Source organism: Phyllobacterium chamaecytisi, from assembly GCF_020164455.1.
In the GTDB taxonomy this organism is placed as follows: domain Bacteria; phylum Pseudomonadota; class Alphaproteobacteria; order Rhizobiales; family Rhizobiaceae; genus Phyllobacterium; species Phyllobacterium chamaecytisi.
Map to the genome: position 1 here is coordinate 1 of NZ_JAIQWW010000038.1, position 23,147 is coordinate 23,147.

At 54.5% G+C, this 23,147-nt stretch carries 18 protein-coding genes and 1 tRNA gene; 2 read left to right on the top strand and 17 right to left on the bottom strand.

The genetic code is table 11. The features are described from left to right. Positions 1 to 65 precede the first annotated feature (65 nt). The 7 genes from fusA to LB462_RS31725 all read right to left on the bottom strand — a co-directional run bounded on the left by fusA (position 66) and on the right by LB462_RS31725 (position 6,754). Positions 66 to 2,153: an elongation factor G gene (gene fusA, locus LB462_RS29990; RefSeq protein ID WP_224515628.1), complete on the bottom strand. Its 2,088-nt coding sequence runs from the start codon at positions 2,151 to 2,153 to the stop codon at positions 66 to 68. A gap of 33 nt (positions 2,154 to 2,186) precedes the next feature. Then, complete coding sequence (gene rpsG / locus LB462_RS29995; RefSeq protein ID WP_099999168.1) at positions 2,187 to 2,657, bottom strand: 30S ribosomal protein S7; 471 nt, start codon at positions 2,655 to 2,657, stop codon at positions 2,187 to 2,189. Positions 2,658 to 2,717: 60 nt separating this feature from the next. Continuing rightward, positions 2,718 to 3,089, bottom strand: a complete 372-nt coding sequence (rpsL, locus tag LB462_RS30000) for a 30S ribosomal protein S12 (RefSeq protein ID WP_008121760.1) — start codon at positions 3,087 to 3,089, stop codon at positions 2,718 to 2,720. Between the two features lie 495 nt (positions 3,090 to 3,584). Then, the gene (locus tag LB462_RS30005) at positions 3,585 to 4,757 is read right to left on the bottom strand and encodes a YcaO-like family protein (RefSeq protein WP_224515630.1); all 1,173 of its coding nucleotides are present in this window, start codon (positions 4,755 to 4,757) and stop codon (positions 3,585 to 3,587) included. After that, positions 4,741 to 5,547, bottom strand: coding sequence for a nitroreductase family protein (locus LB462_RS30010; protein ID WP_224515632.1), 807 nt, complete (start codon positions 5,545 to 5,547; stop codon positions 4,741 to 4,743). The genes LB462_RS30005 and LB462_RS30010 overlap by 17 nt, the downstream gene beginning before the upstream one ends. Continuing rightward, positions 5,544 to 6,434: an McbB family protein gene (locus LB462_RS30015; protein ID WP_224515634.1), complete on the bottom strand. Its 891-nt coding sequence runs from the start codon at positions 6,432 to 6,434 to the stop codon at positions 5,544 to 5,546. The genes LB462_RS30010 and LB462_RS30015 overlap by 4 nt, the downstream gene beginning before the upstream one ends. Positions 6,435 to 6,541: 107 nt before the next feature. Further along, positions 6,542 to 6,754: a phazolicin family TOMM bacteriocin gene (locus LB462_RS31725; RefSeq protein ID WP_224515636.1), complete on the bottom strand. Its 213-nt coding sequence runs from the start codon at positions 6,752 to 6,754 to the stop codon at positions 6,542 to 6,544. Between the two features lie 174 nt (positions 6,755 to 6,928). Here LB462_RS31725 and LB462_RS30025 point away from each other — a divergent pair, with 174 nt between their 5' ends. Continuing rightward, complete coding sequence (locus LB462_RS30025) at positions 6,929 to 8,671, top strand: ATP-binding cassette domain-containing protein (RefSeq protein WP_224515638.1); 1,743 nt, start codon at positions 6,929 to 6,931, stop codon at positions 8,669 to 8,671. A gap of 17 nt (positions 8,672 to 8,688) precedes the next feature. Then, positions 8,689 to 8,970, top strand: coding sequence for a hypothetical protein (locus LB462_RS30030; RefSeq protein WP_224515640.1), 282 nt, complete (start codon positions 8,689 to 8,691; stop codon positions 8,968 to 8,970). A gap of 345 nt (positions 8,971 to 9,315) precedes the next feature. On the opposite strand, the gene rpoC is transcribed toward LB462_RS30030, so the two are convergent. From rpoC to LB462_RS30080, 10 genes are all read right to left on the bottom strand, one after another. Continuing rightward, a complete protein-coding gene (gene rpoC / locus LB462_RS30035) occupies positions 9,316 to 13,524 on the bottom strand; it encodes a DNA-directed RNA polymerase subunit beta' (protein ID WP_112531266.1) in 4,209 nt (1,402 codons plus the stop codon). A gap of 141 nt (positions 13,525 to 13,665) precedes the next feature. After that, the gene (gene rpoB / locus LB462_RS30040) at positions 13,666 to 17,823 is read right to left on the bottom strand and encodes a DNA-directed RNA polymerase subunit beta (RefSeq protein WP_224515641.1); all 4,158 of its coding nucleotides are present in this window, start codon (positions 17,821 to 17,823) and stop codon (positions 13,666 to 13,668) included. A 186-nt stretch (positions 17,824 to 18,009) separates the two neighbouring features. After that, complete coding sequence (gene rplL / locus LB462_RS30045; protein WP_112531268.1) at positions 18,010 to 18,387, bottom strand: 50S ribosomal protein L7/L12; 378 nt, start codon at positions 18,385 to 18,387, stop codon at positions 18,010 to 18,012. Positions 18,388 to 18,434: 47 nt separating this feature from the next. After that, entirely contained in the window at positions 18,435 to 18,953 is a 519-nt protein-coding gene (gene rplJ, locus LB462_RS30050) for a 50S ribosomal protein L10 (RefSeq protein ID WP_112531269.1), read from the bottom strand. 345 nt (positions 18,954 to 19,298) lie between these two features. After that, positions 19,299 to 19,997: a 50S ribosomal protein L1 gene (gene rplA / locus LB462_RS30055; protein WP_224515642.1), complete on the bottom strand. Its 699-nt coding sequence runs from the start codon at positions 19,995 to 19,997 to the stop codon at positions 19,299 to 19,301. A gap of 4 nt (positions 19,998 to 20,001) precedes the next feature. Beyond that, positions 20,002 to 20,430: a 50S ribosomal protein L11 gene (gene rplK, locus LB462_RS30060; RefSeq protein WP_112531271.1), complete on the bottom strand. Its 429-nt coding sequence runs from the start codon at positions 20,428 to 20,430 to the stop codon at positions 20,002 to 20,004. A gap of 142 nt (positions 20,431 to 20,572) precedes the next feature. Continuing rightward, entirely contained in the window at positions 20,573 to 21,103 is a 531-nt protein-coding gene (gene nusG, locus LB462_RS30065; protein WP_112531272.1) for a transcription termination/antitermination protein NusG, read from the bottom strand. A gap of 37 nt (positions 21,104 to 21,140) precedes the next feature. Continuing rightward, positions 21,141 to 21,341: a preprotein translocase subunit SecE gene (gene secE, locus LB462_RS30070; RefSeq protein WP_106716822.1), complete on the bottom strand. Its 201-nt coding sequence runs from the start codon at positions 21,339 to 21,341 to the stop codon at positions 21,141 to 21,143. 228 nt (positions 21,342 to 21,569) lie between these two features. Then, a tRNA-Trp gene (locus tag LB462_RS30075) sits at positions 21,570 to 21,645 on the bottom strand. 116 nt (positions 21,646 to 21,761) lie between these two features. Beyond that, a complete protein-coding gene (locus LB462_RS30080; RefSeq protein ID WP_224515643.1) occupies positions 21,762 to 22,448 on the bottom strand; it encodes a COG3904 family protein in 687 nt (228 codons plus the stop codon). Positions 22,449 to 23,147: the final 699 nt, after the last annotated feature.

The window sequence follows — 23,147 nt, forward strand, 5'->3', positions numbered from 1 at the left end:
CTGAGCTCTCCGTTAACTGTTCGCCTGCTCAGGCTTTACTTCAACTGTCACGCGCAACCTTATGGTTACGCAAACTTCTTCTGAATTTCCTGCGCGACTGCTGCCGGTACAGGTTCATAGTGATCGAACTGCATGGTGTACTGTGCACGTCCCTGGCTCATCGAACGCAGGTTGCTCACATAACCGAACATGTTGGCCAGCGGCACCTGTGCATTGATGACGGTCGCAATACCACGCGGTTCCGTACCGAGGATCTGACCACGACGTGAGTTCAGATCGCCAATCACGTCACCGACGTAATCTTCAGGCGTAACGACTTCGACCTTCATGATCGGCTCGAGCAGCTGGGCACCAGCCTTCTGCGCACCTTCGCGGAACGCAGCGCGAGCTGCGATTTCGAAGGCAAGAACCGACGAGTCCACATCATGGTATGCACCGTCGATCAGCGTGGCTTTCACGCCGAGCATCGGGAAGCCTGCGAGCGGACCCGCACCCATGACGCTTTGGATACCCTTTTCAACACCCGGGATGTATTCCTTCGGAATCGCACCGCCGACGATCTTCGATTCGAAGATGAAATCGTCGCCGTCATGCGGCTCGAAGATAACCTTGATACGGGCGAACTGACCCGAACCACCGGACTGCTTCTTGTGGGTGTAGTCGATCTCGGCCTTGCGGGTGATCGATTCACGGTAGGCAACCTGGGGGCTACCTGTATTTGCCTCGACCTTGAACTCGCGACGCATACGGTCAACGAGAATGTCAAGATGAAGTTCGCCCATGCCCGAGATGATGGTCTGGCCGGATTCTTCGTCAGTGCGGACGCGGAACGAAGGATCTTCAGCAGCAAGACGATTGAGCGCGAGGCCCATCTTTTCCTGGTCGGCCTTGGTTTTCGGCTCGACCGAGATCGAGATAACCGGCTCAGGGAATACCATGCGCTCGAGGATAACCGGCTTCAACGGATCGCAGAGTGTGTCACCCGTTGTGGTTTCCTTGAGGCCTGCGAGAGCAACGATATCGCCGGCAAAGGCTTCTTCGATGTCTTCACGCGAGTTGGAATGCATCTGCAGCATGCGGCCGATACGTTCGCGCTTTTCCTTGACCGTATTGTCGAGCGAAATGCCCTTGGTCAGCTTGCCGGAATAGATGCGGCAGAAAGTCAGCGAACCAACGAACGGATCGTTCATGATCTTGAAGGCGAGCATGGAAAGCGGTTCGTCATCGGACGACTTGCGGGTCGTTTCCGCATCGGTCTTCGGATCGATGCCCTTGATCGCTGGAACGTCTACCGGCGAAGGCAGATATTCAACAACACCGTCAAGCAAAGGCTGTACGCCCTTGTTCTTGAATGCCGAACCGCAGAAAACTGGATGGAAGTCAACGCGGCATGTGCCGATGCGGATCAGAGCGCGCAGGGCGTCATTGTCCGGCATGTTGCCTTCGAGATAAGCCTCGGTGGCAGCTTCGTCGACTTCGACAGCAGTCTCGATCAGCTTTTCGCGATACTCTTCAGCCTGGTCCTTGAGATCGGCAGGGATTTCAATAACATCCCACTGTGCGCCGAGTTGTTCATCGCGCCAGACAAGTGCCTTCATCTCAATGAGATCGACAACGCCCTTGAACTCTGTCTCGGCGCCGATCGGCAGCTGCATGACGAGAGCCTTGGCACCAAGACGGGTCTTGACCATTTCGACGCAGCGATAGAAATCGGCGCCGGTCTTGTCCATCTTGTTGACGAAGATCATGCGCGGAACATGATACTTCTCGGCCTGACGCCAGACAGTTTCCGTCTGTGGCTCAACACCGGCATTGGCATCGAGAAGCGCAATCGCGCCATCGAGAACGCGCAGCGAACGCTCTACTTCAATGGTGAAGTCGACGTGGCCAGGCGTATCGATGATGTTGAAACGGCGCATCTTGCCGTCACGGCCCTTCCAGAAGGTCGTGGTGGCAGCGGACGTGATCGTGATGCCACGCTCCTGCTCCTGCTCCATCCAGTCCATGGTTGCGGCGCCATCGTGGACTTCACCGATCTTGTGCGACTTGCCAGTGTAATAAAGAATACGCTCGGTAGTCGTGGTCTTGCCGGCGTCGATGTGCGCCATGATACCGAAATTCCGGTAGTCTTCGATTTTATATTCGCGAGCCATGATATGGTGCCTCTAGGACTAATGTTTTCGCAATTACCAGCGGTAATGCGAGAATGCGCGGTTGGCTTCTGCCATGCGATGCGTGTCTTCACGCTTCTTCACAGCCGAGCCGCGGTTGTTTGCAGCATCGAGAAGTTCACCCGACAGGCGATCGATCATCGTAGTCTCATTGCGGCCGCGTGCTGCATTGATCAGCCAGCGGATGGCAAGAGCCTGACGGCGCTCCGGACGAACGTCGACCGGAACCTGATACGTTGCACCACCAACGCGGCGCGAACGAACTTCAACGTGCGGCGCTACATTGTCGAGAGCCTGATGGAACAGGGCAACCGGCTCCTGCTTGCTCTTGCTCTCAACTGACTCAAGCGCACCGTAAACGATACGCTCAGCAATCGACTTCTTGCCATGATGCATGACTGCATTCATGAACTTGGTCAGAACGAGATCGCCGAACTTAGGATCCGGATTGATCTCACGCTTTTCTGCACTATGGCGTCTGGACATATTCTTTGTCTCTTATCTGCATCGGGTTGACCTACCTGGTGGCCAAAATCCCGGAAAATCTTACTTCGGACGCTTCGCACCGTACTTGGAACGGCGCTGCTTGCGGTTCTTGACGCCCTGGGTATCCAGAACACCACGGATGATGTGGTAACGAACACCCGGCAAATCCTTTACACGGCCGCCGCGGATCATCACGACAGAGTGTTCCTGAAGGTTATGCCCCTCACCCGGAATATATCCGATGACTTCAAATCCGTTCGTCAGACGCACCTTGGCGACCTTACGCAGAGCCGAGTTCGGCTTCTTCGGGGTCGTCGTGTAGACGCGAGTGCAAACGCCGCGCTTCTGCGGGTTTTCCTGCAGAGCAGGGACTTTATTGCGCTTGACCGGCGCAGTGCGCGGCTTGCGGATCAACTGGTTTACGGTAGGCATTCAACCTTCCCTCTTTGTAATGCGTATCAAAGCGCTAGCGCTTCGGCACAAATCTCGTATCTTCGCCCGTCAGGGCCGTTTCAGCGCCATGCTCATGCACGAATTCGGGCAACTAAACCACCGCAAGGGTGGTTGCCCGAATAAAAGCAGAGGAAGCCCTAAAGGCCTCATGCGAGCGGCAAATTGCATTTCGATCGTAAAACGAACCCTGTTTGAGATGAACTCCAGAGCGTGTCGCTCCGAAACGGCCAATCTCACATCGGCTCAGATGGGCTGCTGATACTGTGTCCCCGGGCTTTCGTCAAGCCTGAAGCCACAATATTATTAAGGTTTGCAGCGTTTGCAGGCTCTTGCGGGCCTGAATGTAAGATAGTTTCGCCGGACGAGGATTAATTCAAGCAATATTTCGTTTTCTTCACAGAGATTCATCCCGATTCGGGTGACCGGACGCATTTACCGAGTCGTTCGGCTTCTTACTCCCAGAATCCAGACTGACTAACTGAATGGCATGGCAGTCAGACGTAGGGGTCTGCCCCCGGCAATTTTTGCCAACCAGCGGTTCTGGTTGTTATTGCCTGGGCCAGGATTCATGTGAATGAAGAAGTCCGGCGAAAAGATCTTACAGAATGTCAGTCTGTTGAGACCTACATAGTGACTTTGTGAAAAGGCAAACAGGCTTGGCGTTATGTCGAACAATGACTTCTTCAATTCATCAAGTGAGCCGTCTTCATCGTTGACACTCGACAGAGGCGCTACCTCCAGATCGAGTTCGAAGTCCCGGCGGTTGGCTTTCTGAAAAGCTTCCTTGAGTTCGGTTCCACCATATTCGGTCGTGTCAAAGAATTCCATCTGGGGAAGAAGGATGCTGGTCTGCCAGACCTCGGTGAGCGCCTTTGCAAGCGCGGACTGCCAGGTCAATGCAGCACAGGCACCGCATGCAAATTGCACGAAGTCGGATTCGGATCGCGCCCTGTAGACCACAAACAAAACATGCGCGCCCTTGAGAAACGAAATGTTGTAGCAGTTCAGTGTCCCTCGCGTGGTCAATCGCTGCAACAATACCTTGATCCTCTGATCTGCAATGTCGCCGGGCTCCAGTACAGACAGGACCTGACACCGCCCCGACGCCCACATTGCCGCCAGACTTTGCCGTTCTACAAATTCAAGTAAGGCATTTTGCAAAGCCATCGCTTTGTTCGAATGAAGCGCCGATCCCGACGTATCGCGCGTCGGGACAAACTGCTGATCGGCCGTTGTATGCAGGGTAAATAGTACTTGAGGTAGCTGAGCATTCTGGCCGGTTCTCATGTCCAGGACCGCCACCGTGTCAAACCTGTGTGCGGCAAGCGATGTGCCGAGTTGGCCAGCGCCGCAAGCCTCGATCATTGCTGCTTTCAATGCATACTTGGTTTCCCGGGATATATTCAGTTCATCAATGGTTGCACCACCGTTCGATGCGATATTCCGGAATGCAACAAAACGCTCCATATACTCCCCGAACGCCTTGAGATGTATGTCAGGTCCATAACCAAACCCGTGGCCTTGTATGCGGCTATCGTCACTTGCTCCAAAAACTGAAGGTTCGGAAATGAGCGGAGAACTCGAAGCCTCAACGACAAAGTTTGGCACCGGCGTAATGACAGAGCGAAATCTATGCTGGATTGCCATTCTGTTTCTTTTCAAATCCGAATACCTGAACAATGGCAGGCAAGAGTAACCGACCGTCCAGATGACAGATCTGTGCAATCTGACGCTCGGAAAAGCCCGACAAGACGCGAGATGAAACTCCGACTGTCTGCGCACAAGCCAACATGTTCTGATACATCGAGCCCACTTCGAGAAGTGAAAGCCTGTAGCCGCGCGAACGGTACTTGAAGATCGATTTTTTTAAGTTGACGCAATAGAGAACATAGAAGGACGGATTTGGTATGTCAGTCAGACTGGAAAAATCAGTAGCTGCGACATGCGTGGTCAACACTTCGAATGCTTTAGATACAGGAAGAAAATGAAAGGCTGACAAGCTCTGTCCGCCCCGAACCCGTGGGCCAGTGATTAAAATCGCCTCTACCGCATAGAGCGCTCCGCCGGAAGGATACGGACGCCGCCTCTGCTGATCGGCCGCCAGTGCTTGAGCAAAAATACGGCTGATCAAAGAAAACTCAATGTCAATTTCAGCATCACCATGTCGTAGCGATTCGAAACGCCCGACGCTTTCAACGGCCTCTTTCGGCGGAATATCGATCGTTTGTGTGAGATGTGAAAATCTCGTCTCAACAAATTCGGCGCGCTTCAGGTGCGCTGAGGTCAGCGCGGGAAAACCGAATAAACTTTCAAATCCCGATCCGACAGGCGTTATACAACTCTGATGAAACTCCCTGACCTGGTACTCCACATCCTTATCGACAAACTGGCTGGCAAAACCAATTTGATTTATTGATGCTGTTTCGTGAATTTTCATCCATCAACTCTCCCAGTCGTATCAGGCACCGCAAGGTCATATTCACGCATGGACGAACTGAAGCTCGAGTGATTGGCGCGATGCCGTTGAATCGCTCCGCTGTCGAGATTCATTTCGGTGATTGTACCTAGATCATCTGAGAAGACAGGAACCATCTCGGATGCGATCAGCTGCCGGAAGCGCGTATAAAGCAAATGCAGTGCAGCGCCCTCCTCCAGCGCCGACCTTGACAATGTGGGGATCGCGGTCGCACTGATCGCACTGGCTTGAGCGAAGAATATATCCGCCCAGCTGGAAGGCTTGAATTTGGATGATCGATCGAGCCCTGCAAGATTGTAGAGCGAGCTGAAATGATCCGGCAGCGCCATTCGGGCCGAGTAAAACCCGTCAATGACAAAGTGCCTTAGCACAAAATAGGCATGCAGCAGGAACACATCGGGTTTCCGATGACAAACTTCGACGACCAAACGCGATAATTCCTGATCATATTTTGCCTGAACGCAGATGAGTATTGTCGATCCCGAAATATCGCCAAGGTCGTCAATGATAACGGCATCGATAGCGTCATTTCGCTCGATCTGAGCCGCAATCAGCGCTGCAATGGCAGAGTCCGGTGAATAGATGGCAACCTTCACATCTTCGCGATAGCGTTTCAGTATGTTGATTCTTTCGAGAAAACTCCGGCCAGCTGGCGGATCGATACTCTGATCCGAAAAAATTTGGTCAATAGCAGATTGCCCGGCCGAAGAGCCCAACGCCCTCAGACGATCCAGCGCGTCGATCATCGAGTTGTCATGTAACCGCGTCACTCCCGAAGGCGTGCATATGAATGGCATATCCTCATCATCACCGACGATATTGGCAAATGGCTGGATGTTGAATTGCATTGTCGATCTCTGGCTTCACAGCAGTCCCTAACGCCTACTCAGCGCCATTTGAAATGTTAAAATAGTTAAAAGAGGCGGCGCACCCGGTTGTGCACCGCCTCTCCCGCTTAGCCGCCGAAGCCCTTGGTTGAGCTTGACGAACTGCTGCTCTTGCCCGATGCGCCGCAGCGGCTGCTGCTATCGCACTTTGCGCTGCTGCTGGAGGATGAGCTGCTTGGGCTTACGCCACTCGTCCCGCCAAGCACCATCGTCGCGTTGCTATCTTCTACAAAGTCAACCTGATCGCCGAATTGCCCTGGACTCAGAAAATGAATTAACATTCCAAACCTCCTTGGATGATTTTGCCACGAACAAAAGCATAGATTATTTAAAAGTCATTTATATACTACAATAGTCCTATGGGTTAACGCTTCTAATTCCGCTAATGTGACGCTAGCGGAATTTGGTTGCATAAGATTGCATCCGTATATCACTTATATATTTGGAACATCATTATGAATGAAGACAGCGTATTTAACTATGTGTTTTCCCTGACATTTCAAAGCAAAAGACAATTCGCACTACTGCTGTTCTTGATCGGAACCATCACTGTCGTCAGCGCGACGATGTCTGCCATTCCCATATTGTTCGCAATGGGCATTGATCTGTTGTCTGAGGGAAACGGCTCGGCAACTGGTGTATCGCTGATACTGGCGTTCTCGGTGAGCCTCCTTGTTGCTTCCGTCATTTCTCAATTCGAATGGCTGACATTTGGTCCATTCAATCTGCGCCTGCGGCATCTCACATTGCAAGTGTTCAACCATGCGCTGTCCCTTCCCTACTATGTGATGAGAGAACACACGTCCCACGAAATCGGCCGTATCGTTGAAAAGGGGCTAGACGCGATCCGGGATATCACGTCGAGCCTTGCCTTCTCCATTGCGCCGACAATCGTAGAGCTCATCATTGCAGCCTGTGTGATAGCGTTTATGGTTGATCCCTGGATTGCCCTATTGTTGATCGCCGCCCTTGCCGTTTACGGATATCTGGCAAACCTGTCAGCGGAACGCATACGGACAGCCACAGAAAGTGCCATGGGGAGCGGGACTCAAGCTTGGACATATGGTCTCGATGCTGTTGCCAATGTGGATCATGTTCAACAAGCAAACCTGCGTCCGGCAATCATTGAACAGCTCAACAAAAAGCTGAAGATAAATGACGGGCACTGGAAAGTGACCTTCACGCAGCGTGTTTATTACGGCGTACTGCAAACTCTTATATTCGGCGGTGTCGTGATCTGGGTTTTGTGGCGTGGCGCGCTCGACGTATCGGCGGGCACTCTTACAGTTGGCGAGCTTGTGCTCATCAATACCTATATTGTCCGGCTGCTCCAGCCGGTGGAAACATTGGCGCGTGTTTATCGGGAAATACATGCTTCCGCCGGAGAAGCGGCTCTGTTAATGCGTCTTCTGGCGGAAAATCCAATTCCTGCAACGCAGACTCATTTGCCAGTGACCAGCAGACCCTGGGCTCTGCAACTCACCAATGTGGGTGTGACGATAGGCACGACTCCCGTGATCATCGCCCTGGACCGTTCGGTCGCGCCGGCCAGCCGCCTGTTTATCGTCGGTGCTTCCGGTATGGGGAAAAGTAGTCTTCTTCGGGTGCTTGGTTGTTTGGTCCCTGCATCGAGCGGACATCTCACCATCGAGTCTGTCGACGTGACGGAGGCGAATTCAGAAGCATTCCGAAATGGTATCGCAGTGGCCTATCAGGATTGTCTTTTGTTTGACCTGACAATCAGAGAAAATATCGCACTCGGCTCCAACGCATCGAAGGGTGCAATTGATGCTGTCATGTCCGAATTGGGATTGAATGACATTATGAACCGGCATCGAGACGAGAATGAGCCGACGGTGGGGGAGCGCGGCAACAGATTGTCCGGTGGCGAGAAACAACGCATATCCTTGGCTCGCGCGCTACTCAAACCTTCCAACCTCCTGCTGTTGGACGAGCCGACAGCTTCCCTTGATGAAGTAAACAGAACACGCGTGGTTGCCGCGCTTAACAACCGTAAAGGCAGGCAGACCGAAATCATAGTTACCCACGACACGGGGCTCATCGAACCGAATGACGCCGTCCTCTATTTGCTGGAACCCGGAAAAACTCATTATGGAACCCATATCGAGCTCCTCGGCATAAAAGAATATTCTGATTTCATAAACGGCACGATCTTAGTAGAAACTGAGTCACGTTGAAATTGGGAACCAATTCTATGCCATCGGACAATGCGGAAGCAAAAACAGTTCATCTCATCGTTGCGGATGTCTGGAAGGACAAGGACGACGAGCCTCGCCAGGTTCACCTGCTGCTGATGAACGATGATGCCGACGGGCTGGTAGAACTGGCGCTGAAGATTCTCGCCAATTCCGGCTATGAGGAAGCCGAGCTTCTGGAGATCGGTACACTGACCGACGAGCCCGAAGACGAACCGCACCTCTCTGCATGGCAAACCGCCCTCACCGGGCAAGCGGCGCTGATCGAGTTCAACGAGTAGGGATTGGGCTTTCTCGTCATACGTTCAATTATGCCTACCGCAGTCTACGGTTGAGCTAATCGCTCATGTCGCACCAGCTCGGTGAGCCTTGGCGGATGACGCACAATCTATCTCTGCATCGAACGGTTTGATTCTTGTATAAGCCAAATCGATCCCTGCAAGGTTTTCGCACGAAAAGACTCGAATCCCACATAAGAACTGCCGAAACCTACGCAAGAAATGCCGAATCTGGCGTAAAAATTTCAATCCCCGGTAGAACTTTAGTTGTGCTCGATTGAGACCGTCATGAAAAAGGCCGCCGCGGATTGCTCCGGGCGGCCTCTTGGTTTGGTGTTGGCTGCCAGCTTATTCGGCTGGCTGGCCTGTCATGTCCGTCAGCATCGGGCCGGCTTTCGCGGCGCTTGCTCCGGCTTCCTTGCGGCGCTCGTCGATGATCAACTCGTCGCGAGCTCCGGCAATGCGGCGGATCTGCTTGACCGTTCCGCCGGTACCTGCCGGGATCAGACGTCCAACGATGACGTTCTCCTTCAGGCCCTGCAGAGCATCCATCTTGCCGGCAACAGCGGCTTCCGTGAGGACGCGCGTTGTTTCCTGGAAGGACGCTGCCGAGATGAACGACGGGGTCTGGAGCGAGGCCTTGGTGATGCCGAGCAGCACCGGAGTGCCGTAGCCTGGCTTCTTGCCATCCTCTTCCAAACGCTCGTTAATTTCGTCCAGCTCGATCCGGTCGACGTGATCGCCGGAGATGAACCCGGTGTCGCCCGACTCGGTGATCTCGACCTTCTGCAGCATCTGACGAACAATCACTTCGATGTGCTTGTCGTTGATCAGAACGCCCTGCAGACGATAGACTTCCTGGATTTCGTTGACGAGGTAGGAAGCCAAAGCCTCCACACCCTTGATCGCCAGGATGTCGTGCGGTGCAGGATTGCCGTCGAGGATATAGTCACCCTTTTCAATGGCATCGCCGTCCTGAAGATGGAAAGGCTTGCCCTTGGGGATCAGATACTCGACTGGCTCCACGGTTTCGTCGTTCGGCTCGATGACGATGCGGCGCTTGTTCTTGTAGTCGCGGCCAAAACGAACAGTACCATCGATCTCGGCGATGATAGCGTGGTCCTTCGGACGACGGGCTTCGAACAGTTCCGCAACGCGCGGCAGACCACCGGTGATGTCCTTGGTCTTGGCGCTTTCCATCGGAATACGGGCAAGAACGTCACCCGCCTTCACATGCGAACCAGGCTCGACCGACAAGATCGATTCCACCGACAGCTGGAAGCGAGCGTCGCCGCCCTTTGCCAGTTTCAGGACCTTGCCGTTCTTGTCCTTGACGACGATCGCAGGCTTCAGATCGGAACCGCGCGGGGTCGAGCGCCAGTCGATAACCACGCGCTTCGTGATACCGGTGGACTCGTCCGTCGTTTCCGTAACCGAAAGACCATCGACCATGTCTTCGAATTCGACATGACCTTCGACTTCCGTCATGACCGGGCGGGTATAGGGGTCCCACTCGGCAACACGCTGGCCGCGCTTAACATTATCGCCATCATCGACATAGATGCGCGAACCATAGGTGACGCGGTGTGTCGCGCGTTCCTTGCCGGTTGCATCGACAATGACAACAGCCATGTTGCGGCCCATGACGACCAGATGGCCATCCGAGTTGCGCACCACGTTGCGGTTGCGGATCTGCACCGTGCCTTCATAGCTGGCTTCGAGGAACGACTGATCGACCACCTGCGCAGTACCACCAAGGTGGAACGTACGCATCGTCAACTGCGTGCCTGGTTCACCGATGGACTGAGCAGCGATAACGCCGACAGCCTCACCCTGGTTGACCGGAGTACCACGGGCCAGATCGCGGCCGTAGCACTTGGCGCAGATGCCGCCACGGGTCTCACACGTGAGAGCCGAACGGATGCGGATCGACTGAACACCGGCCTTTTCGATGGCATCGATATCGAACTCGTCGATGATGTTGCCACCCTTGACAAGCACGTCACCCGAAACCGGATGCAGGATGTCTTCAAGTGCCGTACGGCCGAGAACACGCTGGCCGATGGTCGCAACAACCTGACCGGCATCGACGATCGGCTGCATTGTGAGGCCCGTTGTCGTGCCGCAATCAACCGAGATGACGATGCAATCCTGCGCGACGTCAACGAGACGGCGTGTCAGATAACCGGAGTTGGCCGTCTTCAAGGCGGTGTCGGCAAGACCCTTACGGGCACCGTGGGTCGAGTTGAAGTACTCGTTCACGGTCAGGCCTTCCTTGAAGTTCGAAATGATAGGCGTTTCGATGATTTCGCCCGAAGGCTTGGCCATCAGACCGCGCATACCGCCCAGCTGGCGCATCTGGTTCGGCGAACCACGAGCACCCGAGTGCGACATCATATAGATAGAGTTCATCTGCTTCTGGCGGCCAGTAACAGGATCGAACTCGACGGCCTTGATGCGCGCCATCATTTCGTCAGCGACCTTCTCGGTGCACTTGCCCCAAGCGTCGACGACCTTGTTGTACTTCTCGCCCTGAGTGATCAGGCCGTCATTGTACTGCTGTTCGTATTCCGTTGCCAAAGCTTCGGTTTCAGCAACCAGCTTCGCCTTGGTTTCCGGAATGACCATGTCGTCCTTGCCGAACGAGATACCGGCACGGCAAGCATGACCGAAGCCAAGCTGCATGATGCGATCGCAGAAGATGACCGTCTCTTTCTGTCCACAATGGCGATAGACCGTGTCGATCATCTTGGAGATGTTCTTCTTGGTCATTTCCTGATTGCAGATGTCGAAAGGCACGTTGTGATGCTTCGGCAGAAGCTCACCGATGATCATGCGGCCAGGTGTGGTCTCATAGATCTTCGACGTCGGCTTGCCGTCTGCATCGATGCTCTTGAAGCGACCCTTGATCTTTGTATGCAGGGTCACTGCACCGCTGCCGATAGCATGGTGAAGTTCGCCCATATCGGCAAAGGCCATGCCCTCGCCCGGCTCCTTCGCCGCAACGATCGACAGATAGTACAGGCCGAGGACCATGTCCTGCGACGGAACGATAACCGGCAGACCGTTTGCAGGATGCAGGATGTTGTTCGTCGACATCATCAGAACGCGGGCTTCAAGCTGCGCTTCCAAAGAAAGCGGAACGTGGACAGCCATCTGGTCGCCGTCGAAATCCGCATTGAAAGCGGTACAGACGAGCGGGTGCAGCTGGATTGCCTTGCCTTCGATCAGGATGGGTTCGAATGCCTGGATGCCAAGACGATGCAGCGTCGGAGCGCGGTTCAGGAGAACCGGATGCTCGCGGATGACTTCGTCGAGAATATCCCAGACTTCCGGCTTTTCCTTTTCAACCAGCTTCTTCGCCTGCTTGACGGTGGAGGAATAACCCTTTGCGTCAAGACGCGCGTAGATGAACGGCTTGAAAAGCTCGAGCGCCATCTTCTTTGGCAGACCGCACTGATGCAGCTTCAACTCAGGACCGGTCACGATAACCGAACGGCCGGAATAGTCGACGCGCTTGCCGAGAAGGTTCTGACGGAAGCGGCCCTGCTTGCCCTTGAGCATGTCGGACAGCGACTTCAGCGGACGCTTGTTGGCACCGGTGATGACGCGGCCACGACGGCCGTTGTCAAACAACGCATCAACCGATTCCTGAAGCATGCGCTTCTCGTTACGGATGATGATGCCAGGAGCGCGCAGTTCGATCAGGCGCTTCAGACGGTTGTTGCGGTTGATAACGCGGCGATAAAGGTCGTTGAGGTCGGACGTCGCAAAACGTCCGCCATCCAGCGGAACCAGCGGACGCAGGTCCGGCGGGATCACCGGAACGATCTTCATGATCATCCATTCCGGACGGTTACCCGATTCCAGGAAGTTCTCGACGATCTTCAGACGCTTCATGAGCTTCTTCTGCTTCAGATCGGAAGTCGTTGTTGCGAGTTCCTCGCGCAGATCGCCGGCGATCTTTTCCAGATCCATCGAAGCCAGAAGTTCATGAATAGCCTCGGCACCGATCAGTGCGGTGAAGGAATCCTCACCATACTCATCGACCGCGATCATGTATTCTTCTTCCGAAAGAAGCTGATGCTCCTTCAGGGCAGTCAGGCCCGGCTCGGTCACGATATAGTTCTCGAAATAGAGAACGCGCTCGATGCCCTTCAAGGTCATGTCGAGCAATGTGCCGATGCGGCTAGGCAGAGACTTCAGGAACCAGATGTGCGCAACCGGGGCTGCGAGTTCGATATGGCCCATACGCTCACGGCGAACGCGTGACAGCGTGACTTCCACACCGCACTTTTCGCAGATGATGCCCTTGTACTTCATGCGCTTGTACTTGCCGCACAAGCATTCATAGTCCTTGATCGGCCCGAAGATCCGAGCACAGAAAAGACCATCCCGCTCAGGCTTGAAAGTGCGGTAGTTGATCGTCTCCGGCTTCTTGATCTCACCGTATGACCAGGACAGAATCTTCTCAGGGCTGGCGATCGATATCCGGATGGAATCGAATGCCTGCACAGGCACCTGAGGATTGAAAAGATTCATGACCTCTTGGTTCATGCCGTTTCTCCATGGGGCAAAAAGTGCCCTCTACTTGCGATGGATATCCGCCGCCGCGGGTCCATCTAGATCAAATGCCGCTTCCTCAGCGGCCCGAAAAACTGGTCGGGTGCGCGAACATTGCCGCGCACCCTTCCCTTTTTACTCTGCAGCGTCAGGCAATGCCTGCTGTTGCTGTTCTTGGGCACGAGTATCGTCCAGCTCGACATTGAGACCGAGCGATCGCATTTCCTTGACGAGAACGTTGAAGCTCTCCGGAATGCCGGCCTCGAAGGTATCGTCTCCACGGACGATTGCCTCGTAAACCTTCGTGCGACCGGCGACGTCGTCGGACTTGACCGTGAGCATTTCTTGCAGCGTGTAAGCCGCACCGTATGCTTCCAGGGCCCAGACCTCCATTTCACCGAAGCGCTGACCGCCGAACTGGGCTTTACCACCCAGAGGCTGCTGCGTAACGAGCGAGTAAGGTCCGATCGAACGGGCGTGGATCTTGTCGTCGACCAGATGGTGCAGCTTCAGCATGTAGATGTAGCCGACGGTCACCTGACGATCGAAAGTCTCACCCGTACGTCCGTCATAAAGCGTCGACTGACCCGAAGAATGCAGGCCCGCCTGTTCCAGCATCACATTGATGTCCGGTTCATGCGCACCGTCAAACACCGGCGTTGCAATCGAAACGCCACGCTTCATCTGTTCGCCAAGACGAATGATGCTCTCATCGTCATAGTTGCGAACCGGCTCGTTGCGGTCATTGTCCGGAATGATCGATTCAATCGTCATTCTCAGCGGTGCAATGTCGCCCTGTTCACCCTGTGCGTGCTGTGCCTTGTAGGCCTCGATCAGTTCCCCGATCTTCTTGCCCATTCCGGCGCAAGCCCAGCCCAGATGCGTTTCGAGGATCTGCCCGACATTCATGCGGCTTGGCACGCCAAGCGGGTTGAGCACGATGTCGACATGCGTTCCGTCTTCAAGGAACGGCATATCCTCAACAGCGGCGATACGCGAAACAACGCCCTTGTTGCCGTGACGGCCAGCCATCTTGTCGCCTGGCTGGATCTTGCGCTTCACAGCGACAAAGACCTTGACCATCTTCATGACGCCTGGAGGCATCTCGTCGCCGCGCTGGACCTTTTCGACCTTGTCCATGAAACGCTGCTCGAGCAATTTCTTGGAGTCATCGTACTGGTTGCGCAGAGCCTCGATTTCGCCCTGGATCTTCTCGTCCTCGACAGCAAACTGCCACCACTGGGAACGCGGGTATTCACCCATGACGTCCTGTGTAACGACAGTGCCCTTCTTGAACGCCTTCGGTCCGGCAACAGCAGACTTGCCATCGAGAACGTCGGCCAGACGGCCATAGACGTTGCGGTCAAGGATCGCCTGTTCGTCGTCGCGGTCCTTGGCCAAACGCTCGATTTCCTCGCGTTCGATCGCCATGGCGCGTTCGTCCTTTTCAACGCCGTGGCGATTGAAAACGCGAACTTCCACAACTGTACCGTAGGTCCCGGGCGGCATGCGCATCGAGGTGTCACGTACGTCCGAAGCCTTCTCACCGAAGATGGCGCGCAGAAGCTTCTCTTCCGGGGTCATCGGGCTTTCGCCCTTCGGTGTGATCTTGCCGACCAGAATATCGCCCGGCTGAACTTCGGCGCCGATATAGACAATGCCGGCTTCGTCCAGGTTCTTCAGCGCTTCTTCCGAAACGTTCGGAATGTCGCGCGTGATTTCTTCCGGTCCGAGCTTCGTGTCGCGGGCCATGACTTCGAACTCCTCGATATGGATCGAGGTGAAGACGTCATCCGAAACGATCTTTTCAGAAAGTAGGATGGAATCTTCGTAGTTGTAGCCATTCCACGGCATGAACGCGACGAGCACGTTGCGGCCGAGCGCCAGATCACCCAGATCCGTCGAAGGACCATCAGCGATGATGTCACCCTTCTCAATCCGGTCGCCAACACGAACCAGCGGACGCTGATTGATGCAGGTGTTCTGGTTCGAACGCTGGAACTTCATCAGGCGATAGATATCGACGCCTGACTTGCCCGGCACGAGGTCTTCCGTGGCACGGATAACGATACGTGTCGCATCGACCTGATCGACGATACCTGTACGGCGTGCACCGATAGCGGCACCGGAGTCGCGAGCGACGACCGGCTCCATGCCCGTTCCAACAAACGGCGCTTCGGCACGAACCAGAGGCACGGCCTGACGCTGCATGTTCGAGCCCATCAGAGCGCGGTTGGCGTCATCGTTTTCAAGGAACGGAATGAGCGCTGCGGCAACCGAAACAAGCTGCTTTGGCGAAACGTCCATCAGATCCACGTTTTCACGCGGCGCCATCAGAACTTCACCCGCATGACGGCAGACAACGAATTCATCCGTGAATGCACCGGAAGCATCCAGTTCCACATTGGCCTGGGCCACGTGATACTTGGCTTCTTCCATCGCAGACAGATAAACCACCTCGTCCGTGACCTTGCCATCGATGATCTTGCGGTACGGGCTTTCAATAAAGCCGTACTTGTTGACCCGGGCAAAGGTTGCGAGCGAGTTGATCAGACCGATATTCGGGCCTTCCGGCGTTTCAATCGGGCAGATACGGCCATAATGCGTCGGATGAACGTCGCGGACTTCGAAGCCGGCGCGCTCGCGGGTCAAACCGCCGGGTCCCAATGCCGAAAGACGACGCTTGTGCGTAATCTCGGACAGCGGGTTGGTCTGATCCATGAACTGCGAAAGCTGCGAGGAACCGAAGAACTCACGAACGGCAGCAGCTGCCGGCTTCGCGTTGATCAGGTCCTGTGGCATTACCGTGTCGATTTCAATGGACGACATACGTTCCTTGATGGCGCGCTCCATGCGGAGCAGACCAACACGGTACTGATTTTCCATCAACTCGCCGACCGAACGCACACGGCGGTTGCCGAGATTGTCGATGTCGTCGATTTCGCCGCGGCCATCGCGCAGATCAACCAGCATCTTGACGACAGCCAGGATGTCTTCCTTGCGCAGGATGCGAACAGTGTCTTCCGCATCGAGATCGAGACGCATGTTCATCTTGACGCGGCCAACAGCCGAAAGATCGTAACGCTCACTGTCGAAGAACAACGACTTGAACATTGCTTCGGCGGAGTCGATCGTTGGCGGTTCACCCGGACGCATGACGCGGTAGATGTCGAACAGCGCGTCCTGGCGGTTCTCGTTCTTGTCAACGGCAAGGGTGTTGCGGATATACGGTCCGATATTGACGTGATCGATATCGAGAATGTTGATCTCGGAAACGCCTGTGTCGAGCAGAACCTTGAGTGTCTTCTCGTCAAGTTCATCGCCGGCTTCGAGATAAACTTCACCCGTCTCCATATTGACGATATCTTCGGCGAGATAAGTGCCGAGCAGATCGTCTTCTGTCGCCTTGATGAATTTCAAGCCTTTTTCAGCGAGCTGCTTGGCACTGCGTGCCGTCAGCTTCTTGCCTGTTTCGAGAACAACCTCGCCCGTATCGGCATCCACGACGTCCGTAGTCGCCTTGAACCCGCGGAAGCGATCAACGGAGAACGGAATACGCCAGGTATCGCCATCGCGGTTGAATGTGAGCATGTTGTAGAAAGTCGACAGGATTTCTTCCGAATCCATACCAAGCGCCATCAACAGCGACGTCGCAGGGATCTTGCGGCGGCGGTCGATACGCGCATAGACGACATCCTTGGCATCGAATTCGATGTCGAGCCAGGAACCGCGATAAGGGATGACGCGCGCAGCAAACAGCAGCTTGCCGGACGAATGCGTCTTGCCCTTGTCGTGATCGAAGAAGACGCCCGGCGAACGATGCATCTGCGATACGATCACGCGCTCGGTGCCGTTCACAATGAACGTGCCGTTATCGGTCATGAGCGGCATATCGCCCATGTAAACGTCCTGTTCCTTGATATCCTTGATCGACTTCGCGCCTGTATCCTCATCGATATCGAACACGATGAGGCGCAGCGTCACCTTCAGTGGCGCAGCATAAGTCAGATCGCGCTGACGGCATTCGTCAACGTCGAACTTTGGAGCTTCGAACTCGTACTTGACGAATTCGAGCATGGAAGCACCCGAGAAATCCTGGATCGGGAAAACAGACTTGAACACAGCCTGCAGACCTTCATCCAAACGCCCGCCCTTGGGCTCTTCCACCATCAGAAACTGATCGTAGGAAGCTTTCTGAACCTCGATGAGGTTCGGCATCTCTGCGACTTCCGGAATCTTACCGAAAAACTTGCGTACGCGCCTACGACCATTGAAAGAATGGGTCTGAGCCATCGTCGCTCCTCGTCTTTATGCCAGAAACTGGCCTGTTTCTTAAAACCGCTCATGCGGCCCCGTGAACGGGACAAAACCCGTTTCCTGAAAGCATCGAAATTGCCGTCAGGAAAAGGGTTCAGTACCGGATTCCCCGAGGGGAGTAGTTGGCGGACAGGTCGCCCTGCCCGCCAATCAGTGCAAGGCTTACTTGAGTTCGACCTTGGCGCCAGCTGCTTCGAGCTGTGCCTTGATCTTGTCAGATTCTTCCTTGTTAACGCCTTCTTTGACTGCCTTGGGAGCAGCTTCAACGAGGTCCTTGGCTTCCTTGAGGCCGAGACCGGTGATAGCGCGGACTTCCTTGATCACGTTGATCTTGTTAGGTCCGGCTTCGGTCAGAACGACGTCGAATTCAGTCTTCTCTTCAACTGCAGCAGCAACTGCACCACCGCCGGCAGCGGCAGCAGCAGCAACCGGAGCAGCAGCAGAAACGCCCCACTTCTCTTCAAGAAGCTTCGAAAGTTCAGCAGCTTCGAGAACAGTCAGGTTGGACAGGTCATCTACGATCTTTGCGAGATCAGTCATTTTGGTATTCCTTTACAAGGTTCGATATATTGACAGCGAGAACGGCCTTATGCCGCTTCGTCCTTCCGGGCATAGGCGCCAAAAACGCGGGCAAGCTGAGCTGCCGGTGCGTTGACGACCTGAGCAATGCGAGAAGCCGGTGTCTGGATCATACCAACCAGCTTTGCGCGCAACTCGTCGAGAGATGGAAGTGCAGCAAGTGCCTTTACCCCATCCGGATCGAGAGTCGTTGCTCCCATCGAACCACCGAGGATGACGAGCTTTTCGTTACCCTTGGCAAATTCAATGGCGATCTTTGGTGCCGCTATCGGATCGTTGGAATAAGCAACGAGTGTCTGACCTGTGAACAGGTCAGCGATGCCTTCCGAATCCGTGCCCTGAAGAGCGATCTTGGCAAGGCGGTTCTTCGCGACTTTAACGGTGCCACCAGCATCACGCATCTTGGAGCGAAGATCGCTCAGTTGCGCAACGGTGAGACCGGTATAGTGGGCCACGACAACTGAACCAGAGTCCTTGAAGACCCCATTCAGCCACGCGACGAATTCGCGCTTTTCCGCTTTTTCCACTGTCTCTCTCCATTTGGCAGAAACGCGAGATTGCGTCACTGCCGGGTTGCCTTTTGCTGCAAAGTTTTCAGTCCGAAGACCTAGACCAAACAGCACTTGAGGATCCTGTCCCCCCTGCTTCGCCGAGATCGGCTGCAAGCGAAAGGCAACTACGGTTCGAACCTTGTTCATCGGGCTAAGCCCTTTAAACCTGGTTTTTCCACGTCTCATGCGGGTTCTGACGAATTAAGGCGAACCACCCGCAATCTCGGACAGGATAACCGGATTTGCATCCGGTTATCCAGGCCCTGAAGGGCCTGGAATTCTTTTGTTTCAAACAGCTAAGTCTGAAACTTCAATCAACACTTACGCAATGCGTACTGTTGCTGGATCGATCTTTACACCAGCACCCATCGTCGAGGAAATCGCGACGCGCTTGACGTAGTCACCCTTGGCGCCAGTCGGCTTTGCCTTGGTGACGGCATCGGCGAATGCCTTGATGTTCTCTTCCAGCGCCTTGGCATCGAAGGATGCCTTGCCGACGCCGGCGTGAATGATACCGGCCTTCTCGACGCGGAACTCGACTGCGCCACCCTTGGAAGCCTTCACGGCAGCCGCAACATCGGTCGTAACCGTGCCGACCTTCGGGTTCGGCATCATGCCGCGCGGGCCGAGAACCTTACCGAGACGGCCAACGAGCGGCATCATGTCCGGTGTGGCAATGCAGCGATCGAAATCGATCTTGCCGCCATTGACGATCTCGAACAGGTCTTCCGCACCGACGATGTCTGCACCGGCGGCCTTGGCTTCATCAGCCTTCGGACCACGAGCGAACACGGCAACGCGAACTGTACGGCCAGTGCCATTCGGCAGATTGACGACACCACGAACCATCTGGTCCGCATGGCGAGGATCAACACCGAGGTTCATTGCAACTTCGATCGTCTCGTCGAACTTGGCAACAGCACGCTCCTTGACCATGGCAATTGCCGAGGTCAGGTCATACAGCTTGTTACGGTCGACGCCTTCACGAACTTTCGCTACACGCTTTGATAGTTTTGCCATCGTCTTAGCCCACCACTTCCAGGCCCATCGAACGGGCAGAACCTTCAACCATGCGCATGGCGGCTTCAACGTCCGCTGCGTTCAGGTCTTTCATCTTCGCCTGAGCGATTTCACGCACCTTGTCGCGCGAGATCTTGCCGGCAACGACCTTGCCTGGCTCTTTCGAACCGGACTTCAGGTTTGCGGCCTTCTTGAGGAAGTAAGACACCGGCGGCGTCTTCATCGCAAATGTGAAGGACTTGTCCTGATAATATGTAATCACAACCGGAATGGGCGAACCCTTTTCCAGTTCCTGCGTAGCCGCATTGAAGGCCTTGCAGAATTCCATGATGTTGATGCCACGCTGACCAAGCGCCGGTCCGATCGGCGGGGACGGTGTTGCCGATCCTGCCGAAACCTGCAGCTTGAGCTGGCCTGCTACTTTCTTAGCCATAACTTCCTGCCTTTAATCAAAGTGCCGGATAACCGGCGGTTGCAGTTTGGTGGTGCGGATCGAAAGCTCGGCTAAAAGCTGCCTTACCTCCCACCATGTTTGCCGCTGACGCAGCAGGCGACTTCAGAGAGCCGCCGATTGATCAGACTTTTTCAACCTGACCAAATTCCAGATCGACCGGCGTGGCGCGGCCGAAAATCGAAACCTCGACCTTGAGGCGCGAACGCTCTTCGTCGACTTCCTGAACAGTACCGTTGAACGAAGCGAACGGACCATCGGCAACGCGAACACTTTCGCCAATCTCGAACGAGATCGAGGCCTTTGGGCGCTCGACACCTTCCTGAACCTGCATCAGGATGCGGTCGGCTTCCTTATCGGAAATCGCAATCGGCTTGTTGTCCGAACCGAGGAACCCCGTCACCTTCGGTGTGTTCTTGATCAGATGATAGGCATCATCCGTCAGATCGGCACGAACCAGGACATAACCCGGAAAGAACTTGCGCTCGGCATCGACCTTGCGGCCACGGCGCACTTCGACCACCTTTTCGGTCGGCACGAGAATCTTCTCAAAAAGATGCGACAGACCCTTCTGTCTTGCCTTTTCTTCGATCGACTCGGCGACCTTCTTTTCAAAGTTCGAATAGGCGTGAACGATATACCAGCGCGCGGTCATTGCTATTTCCCAATCCCGATTTTCTTGTCAGCCTGCGTTAACGACCAAGACCGAGAATCATATCGATTCCGTATGCCATCAACTGATCAGCTGCGAAAAAGAAAATCGCAGCAAAAAACGCCATTACCATCACCATCGCGGTGGAAATGAGCGTTTCGCGACGCGAAGGCCATGTGACCTTTGCGGTTTCAGCGCGCACTTGCTGAAAAAAAGTTATTGGATTCGTTTTGGATGCCATTTACCGCTCGTGCATGTCATGTTGCTGTAAACATGCTGTGCTGCAACTTAAACAACACCATCTGTCCACACCATTGCGGCCCGTAAAGCTGATCGTTCAGCTCCACGCACCGCGTGTCTGTTAAGCCTACATAGAACCGATTCCGGAAAAACACAAGGCCCCCGGATTCGTTTCTTTCCAAACATCTGCCCATTGCACCATCCAATCGTGCACCGGCAGACTATGTGTTGGCAGGGGAGACAGGATTCGAACCTGCGACCTACGGTTTTGGAGACCGCCGCTCTACCAACTGAGCTACTCCCCTATGTTCGGGGCGTACATTCCACAAAGCGGAGAGCTTTTCAAGTCCCAAAGGTATGTTCAAGCTGTCATTGACAAACTTCTCGAACTGTTCCCGCTGCCGAGATGCTCGATAATTGTTTATTTAGTGACGATTGCGCTTAATTCAATACAGTTTGCAGGTTTTGGCTCTTGTGCGCAGGTGCCCGAGCTGGAGAAATCACCCACATCGCCGGGACCGGTTGTCATTCGAAAATTCAACAACTCGTCATGGTCCAGAATGGAAATATCGCTTGCCGGAATTGAAAGCATTTTAGCGACAATGCCAGTGTCGACACCCATTTCATTGAAGTAAGCGTTGAGTCGTTTGCGATAACCTTTGGATAATTCGGTTGTCTTGTACGTTCCGGTCGATCTACGCCCGATGATTCTCGTATCGACGATTTTCTTTTTGCCTTTTACGATCCGGTAGCGTGTCTGATATTTTACCATTGTTTTGGTAACTGTGGTGGTGATCTGGTGGACACCGAGCTCTGCCCACAAACCGACAAAACGTTTGGTGCCGCCAGCAACGATAAATGGGCAAGCTGACATGCAGGCTGCCCAACCAGGATAGGCAAAGCCCGCATAGGCGCCATCCGAATATTTTGGCTTGCACCCTTTCTGGTCAGGATCACATTCATAGAAGCTGGTTTTTCCAACCGCAACGTCGAGCCCCCGCTTTCGGATCAAACGTCCTAGTTCCATGGCCGCGTCCACCGCACCACCATTCGATTCGATCACAATGGGCAATCGCCGCTTGCCCAGCTGTCGCAGGACCTTGCGCAATCTTGAGGGGCTATCCGCTGTAATCGTACCCGAGGCCATTATCCACTCGGGACAGGCTGGTTCGCAGCTTGCGGAAGCGTTCCGCACGATAGCAAATCGCATGGCCTGATCGGCGAGCTTGAAGGGCTTGGGAGCCTTGTCTGGGGTCGAAAGCTTCGCAGGAGCTTGCGGCTCAGAAGGTGCAGCACTTTTTGTCGGGAGATCGGGTAATCGAACCGGCGCATAGGGTACAGAAGAAACCCCATTGCTCTTGGGGAGATCAGGAAGCCGAACGGGCGTATAGGGCTCAAAAAGCACCACGCCATTTTTTGGAGGCCTAACCTGCTTGTGGGGACGATTGGTCTCGGAGGGCACGAAGGAACGTCCCAATAGTCCGCCAGGAGTGTAAGGGCGGCTGATATTTCCTGGTGTGGTAAAGCCTGGCTGATCCTCCGCCATGGCAGCAAGCGCCGGTGCCGTCGCTATGTATTGCAGAACCAGGACCATCAGGGAGACGAGGAAGAAAAGCAGGTAGTGATATTTAACGGGTACTATCTGGAACACTCTAACTCCGCAAATATCTGGACTGGCTTTGCGTCAATTTGATACCAGAAGCTGTAACGGAGAGAAGTTAGACTTTGGTGCTAAGGCCAGCATAAAAAAAGGGCGGCCCGGTGGACCGCCCTTCCCGATTTTACGATCAGAAAGTCTTATTCGATA